Annotated in this window: 13 protein-coding genes and 1 pseudogene; 7 read left to right on the top strand and 7 right to left on the bottom strand. The window is 53.4% G+C overall.

What is annotated here, in order from left to right; all coding sequences use genetic code 11:
• Positions 1 to 3: 3 nt before the first annotated feature.
• Positions 4 to 768 carry an ABC transporter ATP-binding protein gene (locus tag J2T37_RS06700; protein WP_253354755.1) on the bottom strand — a complete coding sequence of 255 codons (765 nt, stop codon included), beginning with the start codon at positions 766 to 768 and terminating at the stop codon, positions 4 to 6.
• Between the two features lie 134 nt (positions 769 to 902).
• Here J2T37_RS06700 and J2T37_RS06695 point away from each other — a divergent pair, with 134 nt between their 5' ends.
• The 6 genes from J2T37_RS06695 to J2T37_RS06670 all read left to right on the top strand — a co-directional run bounded on the left by J2T37_RS06695 (position 903) and on the right by J2T37_RS06670 (position 7059).
• Positions 903 to 1109 (top strand): hypothetical protein, encoded by a 207-nt coding sequence (locus tag J2T37_RS06695; protein ID WP_253354753.1) that lies wholly within the window; start codon positions 903 to 905, stop codon positions 1107 to 1109.
• A 3-nt stretch (positions 1110 to 1112) separates the two neighbouring features.
• On the top strand, positions 1113 to 1619 hold the full coding sequence (locus J2T37_RS06690) for a (2Fe-2S)-binding protein (RefSeq protein WP_253354751.1): 507 nt from the start codon (positions 1113 to 1115) through the stop codon (positions 1617 to 1619).
• Between the two features lie 503 nt (positions 1620 to 2122).
• Entirely contained in the window at positions 2123 to 4033 is a 1911-nt protein-coding gene (locus J2T37_RS06685; RefSeq protein ID WP_253354749.1) for an amylosucrase, read from the top strand.
• Between the two features lie 116 nt (positions 4034 to 4149).
• A complete protein-coding gene (locus J2T37_RS06680) occupies positions 4150 to 6066 on the top strand; it encodes an ATP-binding cassette domain-containing protein (RefSeq protein ID WP_253354747.1) in 1917 nt (638 codons plus the stop codon).
• Positions 6067 to 6138: 72 nt separating this feature from the next.
• Positions 6139 to 6492 (top strand): hypothetical protein, encoded by a 354-nt coding sequence (locus tag J2T37_RS06675; RefSeq protein WP_253354745.1) that lies wholly within the window; start codon positions 6139 to 6141, stop codon positions 6490 to 6492.
• 45 nt (positions 6493 to 6537) lie between these two features.
• Positions 6538 to 7059 (top strand): hypothetical protein, encoded by a 522-nt coding sequence (locus J2T37_RS06670; RefSeq protein WP_437179467.1) that lies wholly within the window; start codon positions 6538 to 6540, stop codon positions 7057 to 7059.
• Positions 7060 to 7192: 133 nt separating this feature from the next.
• Here the strand turns inward: J2T37_RS06670 and J2T37_RS06665 are convergent, their stop codons facing one another.
• The 5 genes from J2T37_RS06665 to J2T37_RS06645 form a co-directional block, all read right to left on the bottom strand.
• Positions 7193 to 9196, bottom strand: coding sequence for a site-specific recombinase (locus tag J2T37_RS06665; protein ID WP_253354741.1), 2004 nt, complete (start codon positions 9194 to 9196; stop codon positions 7193 to 7195).
• 183 nt (positions 9197 to 9379) lie between these two features.
• A complete protein-coding gene (trxB, locus tag J2T37_RS06660) occupies positions 9380 to 10327 on the bottom strand; it encodes a thioredoxin-disulfide reductase (protein ID WP_253354739.1) in 948 nt (315 codons plus the stop codon).
• 166 nt (positions 10328 to 10493) lie between these two features.
• On the bottom strand, positions 10494 to 11132 hold the full coding sequence (locus J2T37_RS06655) for a hypothetical protein (RefSeq protein WP_253354737.1): 639 nt from the start codon (positions 11130 to 11132) through the stop codon (positions 10494 to 10496).
• A 103-nt stretch (positions 11133 to 11235) separates the two neighbouring features.
• A complete protein-coding gene (locus J2T37_RS06650; protein WP_253354735.1) occupies positions 11236 to 11763 on the bottom strand; it encodes a hypothetical protein in 528 nt (175 codons plus the stop codon).
• A 529-nt stretch (positions 11764 to 12292) separates the two neighbouring features.
• Positions 12293 to 14089, bottom strand: coding sequence for an assimilatory sulfite reductase (NADPH) flavoprotein subunit (locus tag J2T37_RS06645; RefSeq protein WP_253354734.1), 1797 nt, complete (start codon positions 14087 to 14089; stop codon positions 12293 to 12295).
• Between the two features lie 308 nt (positions 14090 to 14397).
• Here J2T37_RS06645 and yddG point away from each other — a divergent pair, with 308 nt between their 5' ends.
• Complete coding sequence (gene yddG, locus J2T37_RS06640) at positions 14398 to 14979, top strand: aromatic amino acid DMT transporter YddG (RefSeq protein WP_253354733.1); 582 nt, start codon at positions 14398 to 14400, stop codon at positions 14977 to 14979.
• Positions 14980 to 14983: 4 nt separating this feature from the next.
• Here yddG and J2T37_RS06635 read toward each other — a convergent pair.
• Positions 14984 to 15059 (bottom strand): annotated as a pseudogene (locus J2T37_RS06635) (IS1595 family transposase); the annotation flags it as partial.

Genomic DNA, 15059 nt, shown 5'->3' with positions numbered 1-15059 from the left:
ACCTCACGGCAGGGCAACGGGGCGGCCGTTGTCGGGGTGGGTGATGATGTTCATATCGACGTTGTAAATGTCTTTCAACACCTCGGCGGTCATGATTTCAGACGGCACGCCGGTTTTCAGCAGACGGCCTTGCTTGAGCGCGACCAATTCGTCGCAGTATTGCGCCGCCAGATTGATGTCGTGAATCACGATGATAATGCCCATGCCGAGGCTGCGCGACAGGCTGCGAATCAGCGCCATCACATCGATTTGGTGGGCGATGTCCAAAGGTGCCAGCGGCTCGTCCAACAAAAGATAACGGCTTTGCTGCGCCAGACACATGGCAATCCAAATGCGCGAACGCTCACCGCCGGATAGGGTATCGACCACTTGATCGGCGAATTTTTCGGTATGCGTGAGCTTGAATGCCTCGGCAATCGCGTCGCGGTCGGCCTGATTGGTGCGCCCCAAGAGGCCGCTCCAAGCGTAGCGCCCCATGGTGACGAGTTCGCGCGCGGTGAGGGCGGTAGCGGCGGGCAGCTGCTGCGGCAGGTAGGCCACCTGTTTGGCGTATTCGCGGGTGGAATAATCCTGAATATTCTTGCCGTCGAGCAGAATCTGCCCGCCCGCCAAGGCGTATTGCCGCGTCAGGAGTTTGAGCAGGGTGGATTTGCCTGAACCGTTGTGACCGATTAAGCCGTAGACTTTATTGGTATCGAAGCTCAGGTTGATGTCGGAGAGCAGCGTGCGCTCGGGCACGGCATAGCTGGCATTTTGGATTTGAAACACGTTCAGACGGCCTTTTGATATGGTGGGTAACAGGCGCGGCGGCGGAATTGTTTGGCCGTTGCACCTGTTTATAAACTATAATAATTCTTATTCTAAGATAAAGAGAAACGCGCGATTATATCATGACGGCGCACATGCATACTGATTCTTTACAGGATATTCTGGACTTTTGCGCTCAAAGATTGCCCGCGCTGGCGGGGCGGGTAAGGCTGTCTGAAAATGATTTTTCATCGGACGCACCTGCGCAGATGGCAGGCATATTCACGCGCCTGTCTGCGGCTTATCCGGAAGCCGGCGCGGTGTATTGGGCTTGCCGAACATGGCAGCTGTGGCTGTGGTAGCCGGTGTTTGTCGGCGTTTGGGCGGCCTCGGTGAAGCAGGTCTGTTTGGATTTCAGCGGTTTTCAGCACCGCATGGGGGAAGTGTTTACCGAAAGTTTTACTTTGGCGGAACAGCCTGTGGTTGTGAGGCCGTCTGAAAAAATTGTTTTTCAGACGGCCTCACATTTGAAAACATGGGCGTTGCGCGAATTGCACCTGATTCAGGTGCATTACCCGCTTTCGGAAAAGCTGGCGCTGTATTTCTTGGGCGACAGCGTGTTAAAAGCCTTGGCCGCCGCGCACCGCGTGGGCTTGCTCGGGCGTGTGCAAACCGAAGATTTGGCGGCGCAATGGCAGCAGGCTTTGGCGCTGCGCTGCAACGGCCGCTTGATGTGGCAAAACGACGCGCAGGAATTTCTGGTGGAAATGGTCGGCTGCTGCCAGCATTTTCGGCGTAAAGACGCGGATTATTGCGCCGGTTGCCCGAAAACGCGCAAGAAGTGTGGCTGTATGCCGTCTGAAAAAATATGATTTGGGTGAAGTCGTACCATGTTGTTGCTTTTATGTAATTTGCATTTTAAATAGGACGTTTCTCTTTTGATGTTTATCAAACAAACTACATTTCTTTACGCCCCAAAACCGGGCAACCAGGCTTGTGCAGCCAAGCCGAATCAAGGTTTCCGTTAACTTTGTTATTATGATTTACAAAATCAATTTACGCTTTGCGGCATATTTATGCGTTAAATAAATCAGTTCGCAATATTTAATGCCGGTATGTGATGGGAAAAGGGCGCGTTGTGATGAAAATTGATTTGGCTGTTTGCACAATAGGCATTCGCGGCCAAGGTTTGGTTGGGGTTTGCAACTGTCTGATAATCAGTAGAAAACCGCTGCGGCCGTACTATGCACAAAACCTTTCTTCCAGTATGATAATCGCTAACATCCGGTAGGCGTTCCGCCTTGCGGATGGTCTGCCAATCAGACGAAAACTCAATAAAATTACCTCACCTAAATAAAAAATCGGAGTAAGTATTATGTTGACGCAAACGCAACAGGTCGATCTGACCCTGCATCATTTAAAAGAGCATACACTGGCGTCATTTACGCCTAAGGAGCGTGAAAACATTGAAAAATCGGAAGATTGGCAGAAATTTAGCGAACGCTTGGAAACGCATTTTCCCAAATTGATGTATGAATTGGATAATGTGTACGGCAGCAACGAAGCCGTTTTGCCGATGTTGGAGCAGTTGATTGCCAATTCTTGGGCAAGCTACGCCAAACGTGATAAAGCCTTGAAAAAAACCGATGCCGAGCGCGAAGCCGATCCCGATTGGATTTTGTCCAACAAACAAGTCGGCGGTGTCTGCTATGTGGATTTGTTTGCCGGCGATTTGCAGGGTTTGAAAGCCAAAATTCCGTATTTCCAAGAATTGGGTCTGACTTATCTGCACTTAATGCCGCTCTTCAAATGTCCGGAAGGTAAGAGCGACGGCGGTTATGCCGTGAGCAGCTACCGTGATGTGAATCCGGCCTTGGGTACGATTGACGATTTGCAGGATGTGATTGCCGCGCTGCATGAAGCCGGTATTTCCGCCGTGGTGGATTTCATCTTCAACCATACTTCCAATGAGCACAAATGGGCGGTGGAATGCGCTGCGGGTAATCCCGAATACGACAATTTCTACTACATCTTCCCCGACCGCTGGATGCCCGACCAATACGACCGCACCCTGCGCGAAATCTTCCCTGACCAACATCCGGGCGGTTTCTCCCAGTTGGAAGACGGCCGTTGGGTATGGACGACCTTCAATTCCTTCCAATGGGACTTGAATTACAGCAACCCGTGGGTATTCAACGCCATGGCGGGCGAAATGATGTTCCTCGCCAATTTGGGCGTGGACATTCTGCGCATGGACGCGGTGGCCTTTATTTGGAAACAGATGGGCACGACCTGTGAGAGCCTGCCGCAGGCGCACGCTTTGATTCGCGCGTTTAATGCGGTAATGCGCATTGCGTCTCCGGCTGTGTTCTTCAAATCCGAAGCCATTGTCCATCCGGACGAGGTGGTGCAATACATCCATCAAGACGAATGCCAGATGGGTTACAACCCCTTGCAGATGGCCTTGTTGTGGAACACGCTGGCGACCCGCGAAGTCAACCTGCTCAATCAGGCGCTGACCTACCGCCACAACCTGCCGGAGCATACCGCTTGGGTAAATTACGTGCGCAGTCATGACGACATCGGCTGGACGTTTGCCGACGAAGATGCCGGTTATTTCGGTATCCACGGCTACAACCACCGCCAATTCCTCAACCGTTTCTTTGTGAACCAGTTTGACGGCAGCTTCGCCAACGGCGTACCGTTCCAATACAACCCGAACACCGGCGACTGCCGCGTGTGCGGTACGGCGGCGGCCTTGGTTGGCTTAGGTCACAACGATCCCTTCGGCGTTGACCGCATCAAACTGCTGTACAGCATTGCCCTGAGTACCGGCGGCCTGCCGCTGATTTATCTGGGCGACGAAGTCGGCACGTTGAACGATGAGGACTGGTACAAAGACAGCAATAAGAGCGACGACAGCCGCTGGGCGCACCGTCCGAAATACGATGCCGAGCTGTATGCGCAGCGCAACGATTTGACCACTACCGCCGGTCAAATCTACCAAGGTTTGCGCCATATGATTCAAGTGCGCAAAACCAATGAGCGTTTTGACGGCGGCCGTTTGGTAACCTTCAATACCAACAACAAACACATCGTCGGCTACATCCGCAACAATGCTTTGCTGGCATTCGGCAATTTCAGCGAATTCCCGCAAACCATTACTGCGGATACCCTGCAAGCCATGCCGGTGCAGGCCAAAGATTTGATTAGCGGCAAAACCGTGAAATTGAATGAAGATTTGGAATTGCAACCGTATCAAGTGTTGTGGTTGGAAATCGCCTGATTAACCTGATTGAGTAGGATGTAAGAGGCCGTCTGAAACCGAAACCGGTTTCAGACGGCCTTTTTGTATCAAAATCAGGTAAAATACCGCCTTTTGCACCGTACCGAGTTTCTCCCATGATTGAATTGAAAAACCTGACCCTGCAACGCGGCTTGAAAGTATTGCTGGACAAAGCCTCAGCCACCATCAATCCCGGGCAGCGCGTCGGCTTAATCGGTAAAAACGGTACGGGCAAATCCAGCCTGTTTGCGCTGATTAAAGGAGAAATCACACAGGACGGCGGCGATATTCTGATTCCGAAAAACTGGCGTTTGGCAGCGGTATCGCAGGAAACGCCCGCATTGGATGTCAGCGCCTTGGATTATGTATTGCAGGGCGACCAAGAATTGCAGGCTTTTCAGACGGCCTTGCAGGAAGCCGAAGCGCAAAACGACGGCATGAAGCAGGCCGAATACCATGCCAAGCTGGACGAAATCGACGCCTATACCGCTCCGGCGCGTGCGGCCAAGTTATTGAGCGGTTTGGGATTTTTGCAGGAAGAGCATGCCCGTCCGGTCAAGTCTTTTTCCGGCGGCTGGCGCATGCGTCTGAATCTGGCGCAGGCGCTGATGTGCCGCGCAGATTTACTGCTTTTGGACGAACCGACCAACCACTTGGATTTGGAAACGGTATTGTGGCTGGAAAATCATTTGGCTAATCTGCCCTGTACGCAAATCATCATTTCGCACGACCGCGATTTTCTGAATGCCACCACCACGCAAACCATTGAATTGTCCCAGCAAAAGCTCACCCAATACGGCGGCAATTACGATTTCTACCAAACCGAACGCGCCCAGCGCTTGGCGCAGCAGCAAGCGGCCTATGTCAAGCAGCAGACGCAAATCAAGCATTTGCAGTCGTTTATCGACCGATTCAAAGCCAAAGCCACCAAAGCCACTCAAGCGCAGAGCCGCATGAAGGCGCTGGCGAAGTTGGAGCGTATCGCCCCCGCCCATCTGGACAGCGAATTTTCATTTGAATTCGAGCAACCCGCCCACCTGCCCAATCCCTTGCTGAAATTGGATCAGGCCGATTTGGGCTACGGCGAACACATTGTTTTGCACGGCCTGAGCCTGTCGTTGGAAAGCGGTGCGCGGTATGGTTTATTGGGGGTCAACGGCAGCGGTAAATCTACTTTTATCAAAGCTTTGGCGGGCGAACTGGATTTGCTGGCAGGGCAAATCGTCAAGTCCGACAAGCTCAATATCGGTTATTTTGCGCAACACCAGCTCGATACCCTGCGCAGCGACCAAAGCCCGATATGGCACATCCAGCAGCTCTCGCCGCAAGTGCGCGAACAAGACATCCGCAATTTCCTCGGCGGCTTCAATTTTGTCGGCGATATGGCCTTGCAAAAAATCGAGCCCTTTAGCGGCGGCGAAAAAGCACGCTTGGCGCTGGCGATGATTGTGTGGCAGAAACCCAACCTGCTGCTCTTAGATGAACCGACCAACCATTTGGATTTGGACATGCGCCACGCGCTGACCGTGGCTTTGCAGAGCTTTCAAGGCGCATTGATTGTGGTATCGCACGACCGCAGCCTGCTGGAAGCCACCACCGACAGCTTTTTGCTGATTGATAAGGGCAAATTGCAGCCGTTTGACGGCGATTTGAACGATTACTGCCAATGGCGTTTGGCGCAGGACAATGCCGCCGTCGCACCTGCCGCTTCCGCGCAGAGCCAAAGCCGTAAAGACACCAAACGCATTGAAGCGCAAATCCGTCAGGAAAAAGCCAAACGCAGCAAACCGTTGCAACAGAAAATTGACAAGGCGGAAAAAGAAATTGCTGCTTTAAACGAGATTCAGACGGCCTGTGAAGCATTTTGGGCACAAGAAGACGCTTATTCGGATGACAACAAAGCCAAATTGCAGCAAACCCTCGCCCAACTGACAGAAACTAAAGTAAAATTAAACGAGTTGGAAGAAAATTGGCTGCTGTGGCAGGAAGAGTTGGAGCAAGTCTTGGCGGCAGTAGAGGCAGAGTTTGCCTGACAGGTCATTTTTCTTCCGGATAATAATAGCTCAAGGCCATCTGAATGGCCGGCACTAATTACGGAAAATAAAATGTCTTTTACCTTGAAAACAGGGATTTCTTTGGCCTCGGCCGCCGTTCTATTGGGATTGGGCGGGCTTGCCTGCGCCAATCCTGTTTATACCTGCGTTTCGCCGTCCGGCCAAAAAACCTATACTTCCGAACCGACACCGGTTTGCAAAAATGAGCGCTTGCCGGGTGTCGACAGCTATCCCGGCGGCGTATATAAACTGAAAACCGCCCAAGCGAAACTGGCTCGGGAGCAGGAAAGAGCCAAATCCGAAAACAAAAAGCGCCGTAAAAAATCTTCGCAAGCGCCCCGCAATAAAAACCGCCGTGAAAAGGGCAGTAATGGTTTGGGCAGCTTTCCGGTCACTACCCGATAACACGTCATGAAATCTATTTTTTATCCGGCCGCCGCTTCGGTGGTCATGTTTCTTTCTGCCATGCCCGTCAGCGCGGCCAGCAAAATCTACACCTGCGAAACCGGCGGCGTGGTGGTATACACTTCGCGTCCGTCGGCCAGTTGCCGTTCTGCCGATTTGCCGTCTATCGGCAGTTACAGCAGCAGCCGCTATGATGAATATATGCCGTCGGTCAGCCAAACACAGCCGCAGCCGTCGTCCAAAAAGCGGGCAGCCAAATCTTCCCATGCCAAAAAAGGGCAGGCGAAAAGCGGCAGCACCAAAACATCTGCGCCGCGTGCGCCGGTGGTTGCCGCGCCCATTGCCACTGCGCCGCGAGCCCCGGCAAACAATAGCCGCCGTGCGATTTTGGAAAGCGAATTGAGCAACGAGCGCCGTGCGCTGGCTCAAGCGCAGAAGGCATTGGCGCAGGCGCGTACGGCGAAGGGCGGCAGCGTTAATCAAGAGCAGGTCAATGCGTTGCAAGCCACGGTGTCCGATCGTCAGCAAAATATCCAAGCTTTGCAGCGCGAATTGGGGCGGATGTAGCTTTAGCTTGCGCGGAAATGATAAATGACTGAGGATGGGTTTCAGACGGCATTTTCCGATTTGCAAAGGTTCAGGCCGTCTGAAAAGTAAAAGCCGATACGGTAAAACGTATCGGCTTTTCATTGCATGCTTGTTAACCTTTATGCTGCTCCGAAGCGCTTTTGGTTTCGGCCGTCTGAACCGGATACACCAGCAGCAAAGGATTGCTTTTGACCCGAACCCAGACGCTGTTGAGCAGATTGCGGATGCTGCTGATTTTTGTCCCGCGCGAGCGCAGGGCGACGTACAGGGCAAGGGTGAAGCTGACCAACAGATTCACCAAACCGATGGCCAATACGCCTATTATCCCGTAGATAAACATCCCGGCGCTGACCGATCCGCTGACGGTGGCGTAGCCGAGATTGGCCGATGAAAAGGCAACATGGCGGATGTCGAGCGGCAAATGCAGCAAGTGGCCGACCCAGCCGGTCATGCCCAGCAGCATACCGAAGATAAAATTACTCATCAGCGAGCCGTAATGCCGGTGCATATAGGCGGCAAAGCGCTGGCGGATTTTATCCGGCATGATTCGGCGTAGCAGCGGGTTGACGGTGAGGCGGCGTTTCAAATCCAAATAGTCGGCGCGGTTATCAAAGAATCCGGCGATAATACCCGAGCAGAACAGCCAGACACCGGCAATGGCGGCATACCATAAGGTCGGTTTGGTTAGGATATCAACCGATTTGAATTGGTAGGCAACGCTCTCTTCGCTTAATAAGGGTTCGCCGGAATGGAAAAAATGGAAAGCGGCGATGAGGCCGGCCAGCAAAATGGCGATGGCGACATTACCGAACACGGCCACGCTCTGCGAGCGGCATACGTCAATCAGCAGGTTGGCTAATTTATTGTCCACTGCACGGCCGCGCTCGTTGAGCTCGACCTGTTCGGCAAAACTGGCGGCGGTCATGGCGGGCTGCTTGGTGGCGACGGTGCAGTGCAGCATGTGAATCAGCATAAAGCCGATGCCGTAGTTCAATCCGGCCAGCAGCGAAGTGGCAAATTCGCCCAAACCCAATGAGGTAATATGGATTTTATGCAGCGCCAACAGCGCGATAATCACGCCGCCGCCTGCTGCGGAATAAAACATATGCAAATATTCGCGGCGGTTGGTGGTGATGTAGTGCTCGCCGTGGTTGCTGGTGTTTTCGGTAATGCTTTTGGCCAGCATGCGCACGCTGCTTTTGCGCAGATAGCGGGTGCTGTATTGCTCAACGGCGGCGTAAATCATGGAATTAAGCAGATTGACGGCCAGGCGGTTGCGGTTGTCGCTTTGGGTCTGCATATCGACCAGCAGTTTCAGACGGCCTAGGGTCTGCTGCAAACGCTCCAGCAAATGCGCCACCTGTACCGAAGAGCCGGAACCTGCGCCCGTTCCTTTGCGGCGCAGCGTGTCCACCAGCTTGTGGCATTGGTCGAACATCACTTCCAAATGGCCGGTATCGTAATCGGTTTGACCGCTGCGGTAAGATTCCACCAGCTTGGCGGTTTCCCGTTGCAGGGCGACAAAGGCGGAGTCGGCATCCAAAAGGCGCGGTGTCAGACGGATAAATTCGGGTTGCAGCGCTTCGGAAGCCACCCAAATCGACAGCATTTCCATGGCACGCAAACGCGCATCTTCCAGTTGGCGCGAGGCCGTCTGAAGCAGGGCGGTATCGGTATGGCGCTGTACCAGCTCATACAGGTTCAGCCATTGGCGCAGGCTGATGGTTTGCAGCCAGCGCTCGTCATTTTCCGAGTGAAACAGATACAGGAAAACTTCCAGCAGATTGCTCAGGTCTTTATAGGACGGGCTGAAGCGCTCGTAAATGCGGCTGGTAATTTCGCGGGCAAAGCTGTTGCGCGAAAAAATGCCCAGTTTGATTAAAGCGGGGTAAACATGGATTTGCGCCAGCCAGGTATAGAAGCTGTTACCGAAACGGCGACATAAGGCTTCGTCTTGCTTGAACAGGTTGAGGATTTGGTCGAAGCGCTCGGCGGCATTTTTTTTGCCGCCGCTGCGCAGAAATTGGATGAGTGCGTTGAGAATGGAAACGAAATCGGCTTGACCGGTACGTTCGTTTAAAACGTCGTATAAATTTTGCGGCGTAAGTTTTTTCATTGCGGCATTATTTCACAGAATGGGCAATCAGGCAAAGAAAGTAGCCGTATAACGCTTTGTTTTTGGCAGAATTTACGCGATAAAAACGTATGACAACAGAAAGGCCGTCTGAAAAAGGGAAACGGGATTGCCCTTTTTCAGACGGCCTTTGCGGGTCGCTGTCCTGCTAATAAAACGCAGCGTTTACGCTTGGCTGTCCAACCAACGCTCGGCATCCAGAGCGGCTTGGCAGCCGGACGCAGCGCTGGTGATGGCTTGGCGGTAGGTGTGGTCTTTGACGTCGCCCGCCGCCCAAATGCCTTCGATATTGGTCAGGCCAACATTGTCGCCGCTGCCGCCTTTGGTTTTCAGGTAGCCGGTTTCGTCCATATCCAACTGGCCTTTGAAAATATCGGTGTTCGGCTTGTGGCCGATGGCGATAAATACGCCTTTGACTTCGATGTTTTCAGTTGTGCCATCGTTGTTTTTCAAGCGTGCGCCGGTTACGCCGCTGTCGTCGCCCAAGACTTCATCCAGCGCGGCATTCAGTTTCAGAATGATTTTGCCTTCTTCCACGCGTTTCATCAGTTTATCGACCATGATTTTTTCGGCGCGGAAACTGTCGCGGCGGTGAATCAGGGTAACGGTATCGGCGATGTTGGCCAGATACAGGGCTTCTTCCACAGCGGTATTGCCGCCGCCAACCACGGCCACAGCTTGTTTTTTGTAGAAGAAACCGTCGCAGGTGGCGCAGGCGGACACACCTTTACCGGCAAACGCTTCTTCGCTGGGCAAACCCAGATATTTGGCGGAAGCGCCGGTGGCGATAATCAAGGCGTCGCAGGTGTATTCGCCCATGTCGCCGATGAGTTTGAACGGACGCTGTTGCAGCTCGGCGGTATGGATTTGGTCGAAAATCATTTCAGTGCCGAAACGCTCGGCGTGCGCTTGGAAACGCGCCATCAATTCAGGGCCTTGTACGCCGTCGGCATCGGCCGGCCAGTTGTCCACTTCGGTGGTGGTCATCAGCTGGCCGCCTTGCTCCACGCCGGTGATGATGACGGGATTCAGATTGGCGCGTGCGGCATACACGGCGGCGGTATAACCGGCAGGGCCGGAACCCAGGATAATCAGTTTGTGATGTTGGCTCATGAGGTTTCCTTTATACGGTATGGCTTTTCAGACGGCCTGATTTTACTGCAAAGCAAGGCCGTCTGAAACGGAGAAAACGGTTTGATTGAAACAAATGATGGGGGTTATAAAGGCCGTCTGAAAACGCGGGATTTTCAGACGGCCTGTTATGCCTGCCTACATCCGATTAACGGCGGCGGCCGAAACCACGGCGCATCGGCGTAGAACGGCGGTAGTTGGGTTGCGCGGCTTGGGTCGGGCGGTAATTCGGTGTGGTTGCGCTATTTCGTTGCTGCGTACCTGTGGTGGCAGCATTACGCTGTTGTTGCGTACCGGTAGCTGCATTGCGTTGCTGCGCGGGCAGGCTGCGGGTGTTCAGCTGGCGGCTGGTGCGCGTGTTTGGGCGGGCGGTTTGGTAATAGCTGGTGCGGGCGCGTTGGGCAACGGGGCTGTTTTGGTTGGTGGCTTTGGTAAATTTGTTGGCCAACATATTGCCGATAAACGCACCGGCAGCCGCACCGACCAGACTTTGCAGCAGCCATGAGCCGGTGGATTGGTCATAGATGTATTGCTGGCCGTCGGTACCGGTTACGGCTTGGCCGTTGCCTTTGTTGGCGATGGCTTCGGCAGGGATGGTTTCCTGCACGGCGCTGGCGGCCAATTCATACACGGTGTTGTCGGCTTGGGCATCGCTGTTTTGCTGGCTCAACTGTTGTTGCAGCGCTTCGATTTGTTTTTGCTGCTGCTCGAGTTTGGCTTGGGTTCCGTCTTTGCAGGCGGTAAGGGCAACGGCGGACAAGACGGCTAAGGCAATTAATTTTTTCATTGTTGTTCCTGTGAAAAAGGAGGATTTATGTCTGAGCCGAACCAAGTGTCGGCCTGCCTAATATAGTGTAAATCCAAGATTTATCAAGCCCGGTTGCGGTTTTTTACACAGATAAAACGGGCAGTTTGGCGGCAAAAGCCAAGTTGTTGGCAATCAGACTACCGCAAGGTTCGGCCTCATGCTCGGTTTCGATAATCAATAGGTTGGCCGGACGGTCTGCGTGCAGGCTCATGCGCATTTGCGCGGGGGTAAACGGCAGCTTGTGTATACAGGCAAAGGCGGCGGCGCGTTGGTTGGCGATTTTCAGCATGGGCAATAGGGTAACGTCGAGATGAAAACGGCGCACGCCCAAGACCAAAATACGTGCAGCGAAGAAATCGGCTTCTTCGGTAAACACATCGGGGCTGCGGCGGCTGAAATCGTGGCGGGAGGCGGCAATCAGGGTGGCGACGGTGCGGATTTGCGGCAGTAGGGCTTCGCTGATGAGGTTTTCGGGGGCTGCGGGCAGAGTGCCGTTGCTCAAATCGGGGCGGTGGGCATTACCGTCGGTAATCAGGTGGCAGCGGTGCAGGGCGGCTGCTTGAGGGGCAGTATGATGGGCGGGATGTCGGTTTGGGGATACGGCTGGCATGATGGGCTCCTTAAATCGTGTGATGAATCCGATTCAGGCGGCAAATCAAAAATGCAGCAATAAAAAAACCGCCCGAATAATGGCGGTAGGCTTTTGCGACTGCTTTCCGTTCAGACAAGCGCAAAAAAGTACCGCACGTTGGTGCAGTACCAATAATAGTAAGCGTTGGAACGGATGGCCGGTTGCATAAGGAAAAATATTATCAAGTAAATGAATTGGGCTTAGTTTAAAACAAAAAGTCGAGCAATTTCAATATCCAATGCACAAAAGCAATCAGTAATTCGATAAGTTGTTGTAATCCTTCCAATTTATTTTGCCTTTGCGCGATTGGGTAACGGTTGGGAGAATTATACAGGAAAAGGCCGTCTGAAAAACGGGTTGGGCAAGGAGGGAGGGGATTTTTGCAACAGTGATAGCCCAAGCCGATACCGCGTGGGTTAAGACCGATTTATTGAATGAATGTCGTAAAGAAAATGCCGTCTGAAACCTTGTCGGTTTTCAGACGGCATTTTGCTTTATCGGACGCTAATCAATATACGTCGCGTTGGTAGCGTTTGTCTTCGCGCAAATCGTTGAGGTAGTCTTCGGCTTCGTCGCGGCTGAGTTTGCCCTGGTCGGCAATCACGGTCAGCAAGGCCTCTTCTACGTCTCGCGCCATGCGGGTGGCGTCGCCGCAGACATAAATATGCGCGCCTTGTTGCAACCATTCCCAAATCGCGGTGGCCTCTTCTGCAATGCGGTGTTGCACATAGACTTTATGCTCACCTTGGCGGCTCCAGGCAAAATCGTAACGGGTGAGCAAACCGTCTTTACGGAAGCCTTGCCATTCGGTTTGGTACAGGAAATCATCGGTAAAGCGCTGGTTGCCGAAAATCAGCCAGTTTTTGCCCTCATCGCCGTTGGCGCTGCGCTGCTGCATAAAGGAGCGGAACGGTGCGACGCCGGTGCCTGCGCCAATCATAATCACAGGCGTATTGCCGTCTTGCGGCAGGCGGAAATGCGGGTTGCTTTCCACGAATACGCGTACTTCCTGACCTTCTTCCAAGCGTTCGCCCAAAAAGCCGGAGGCAGCGCCGGTGTAGGTGTGCTCGTGATGGTTGAAACGCACCACGCCCACGGTCAGATGCACTTCTTCGCCCACTTCGTCTTGCGCCGAGGCGATGGAATACAGGCGCGGGGTTTGCGCACGGAACAGGCCGAACAGGGTTTGCGCGTCCAATACATGAGGATAGGCGGCCAATACGCCGACAGGCGGGTTAACGGCCAAGAATGCGTCCAGCGTTTCGGCGTTGTCGGCAACGGCTTTCAAATCATCGCTGCCGGAGAGTTCGGCATATTGCTGCACAAAAGCGGGGGTGATCTGGGTCAGGTCGGCATATTCGGTCAAGGCCGTCTTAATATCGCTGGTTTTGCCGTCGTGTAAGGTGACGCTTTCGCTGCCGTTCAAACCGTTCAAATCCAAAATTTCCTGAACCAAATCCGGCGCGTTCAGCGGCCATACGCCCAGCGCGTCGCCGGCCTGATAGCGGATACCCGAGCCGCTCAAGTCGATTTCGATGTGTTCCACGTCTTTTTCTGCGCGGCGCGAAGTAATTTTTTGGCGCACAGACAAGGTGGCGGTAAAAGGCTGCTCTTTGGTGTAAACCGTGCCGCTGTCGGCGCTAGGTGCGGCGGAGGCGGCAGACGGTGCGGCTGCTGCGCTTGATTGGGCGCACAGTTCGGCCACTTTCGGCACAACGGCATCCACCCACGCATCGGCAGTGGCTTGGAAATCCAAGTCGCACACGCCCAAATCATTCAGACGGCCTGCGCCCAATTCGGCCAGCTTCGCGTCAAAATCACGTCCGGCCTGACAGAATTTTGGATAGGAAGAATCGCCCAAACCCAACACGGCAAAGGTCAGCGCGTCCAATTTCGGCGCTTTTTTGCCAAACAGGAATTTGTGCAGCGGCAGGGCTTCTTCCGGCGGTTCGCCTTCGCCTTGGGTTGAAGTGACTAACAAGACAATGTCTTCGTCGGGCAGGGTTTTGCTCTTGAAATCGCCCACGCCGGTCAAGCGTGCTTCGACACCGGCGGCTTGTAGTTTGGCATGTAAAGATTCGGCCACGCGGCGGGCATTGCCGGTTTGCGAGGCGGACAATACGGTAACGTGGCGGGCAACGGCGGCCGGTGCTGCGGCTTCGGCGGCAAAAGCGGTCGGCGCTGCCGTTGCGCTTGAGCCTTGGCTTTGCGCCCAACAATAGCCGGACAGCCAAGCCAGCTGGGTCGGTGAAAGGGCGGATAGCTGCGATGAAAGTTCAACAGGTAGGGGATTGGCTTGGGTCATAAAAAGTTCCTTTGTCGGCGCAGCGGCCTTATTTGTCATTTTGGGCAGATTCGCATCAATGCGTTGCCGGATGGGGCGGGCAGGAAAAGCGTGTAGAATAACGGGTTTTCCGCGCCCATAATCCGGCAGTTTGTCGAACCGTACTTTAATACAGGCCGTCTGAAGAACGGAAAGAATGGTTTGTTTGTTGTTAATGCGATTTTGTTATATCAGCGCGGCACGGGAATTTCTGAGCGTTGTATGGCGGTTTATATACTTTCAGACGGCCTATCTCTTCAGGCAAAACATCAAGAAAGCTATTTTTAAGTATGGATAAGAATAAAGCAACTTTTATCGGTTTTTCCGCCATTTTGCTGTGGAGCGCGGTCATCAGCCTGATTCATATCCTCAGCGGCTATTTCGGCGCAGTTGGCGGCGCGGCGGTAATGTACAGCGTGGCAACGGTGGTGTTGCTGCTGACCGGCGGTGTGCCGAGAATTCATACTTTCCCGCGTGCTTACCTGCTGTGGGGCGGTTTGCTGTTTGTGGCTTACGAGCTGTGCTTGTCGCTGTCGGTGGGCTATGCGCAAAACGCTCGGCAAGCGGTGGAAGTGGGGATGGTGAATTATTTGTGGCCGGCGCTGACGGTCATGGCGAGCATTTTGTTTAACGGGCAAAAAGCCAAATGGTGGGTGGTATTCGGTCTGATGATGTCGTTTGCCGGTATCGCTTGGGTATTGGGCGGCGAACAGGGCTTGGATTGGCGCAGCATTGCGCACAATATCTCGATAAACCCCGCCAGCTATCTGTTGGCGCTTCTGGGGGCGTTTATTTGGGCGGCTTATTGTGTGATAACGGTAAGGATTCAAGGTAAGAAAAATGCAGTTACTTTTTTCTTGGGGCTGTACTAGATAATTAGAGCAAATTACCTTTTACTAACTGTTTCAAAATAGAAATTTGAGATTTTATTTCACTGTTGTTAAAACGCCAT

Source organism: Neisseria perflava (assembly GCF_024170405.1).
Taxonomy (GTDB): Bacteria; Pseudomonadota; Gammaproteobacteria; order Burkholderiales; family Neisseriaceae; genus Neisseria; species Neisseria perflava_B.
This window is presented reverse-complemented; position numbering and strand designations above follow the sequence as displayed.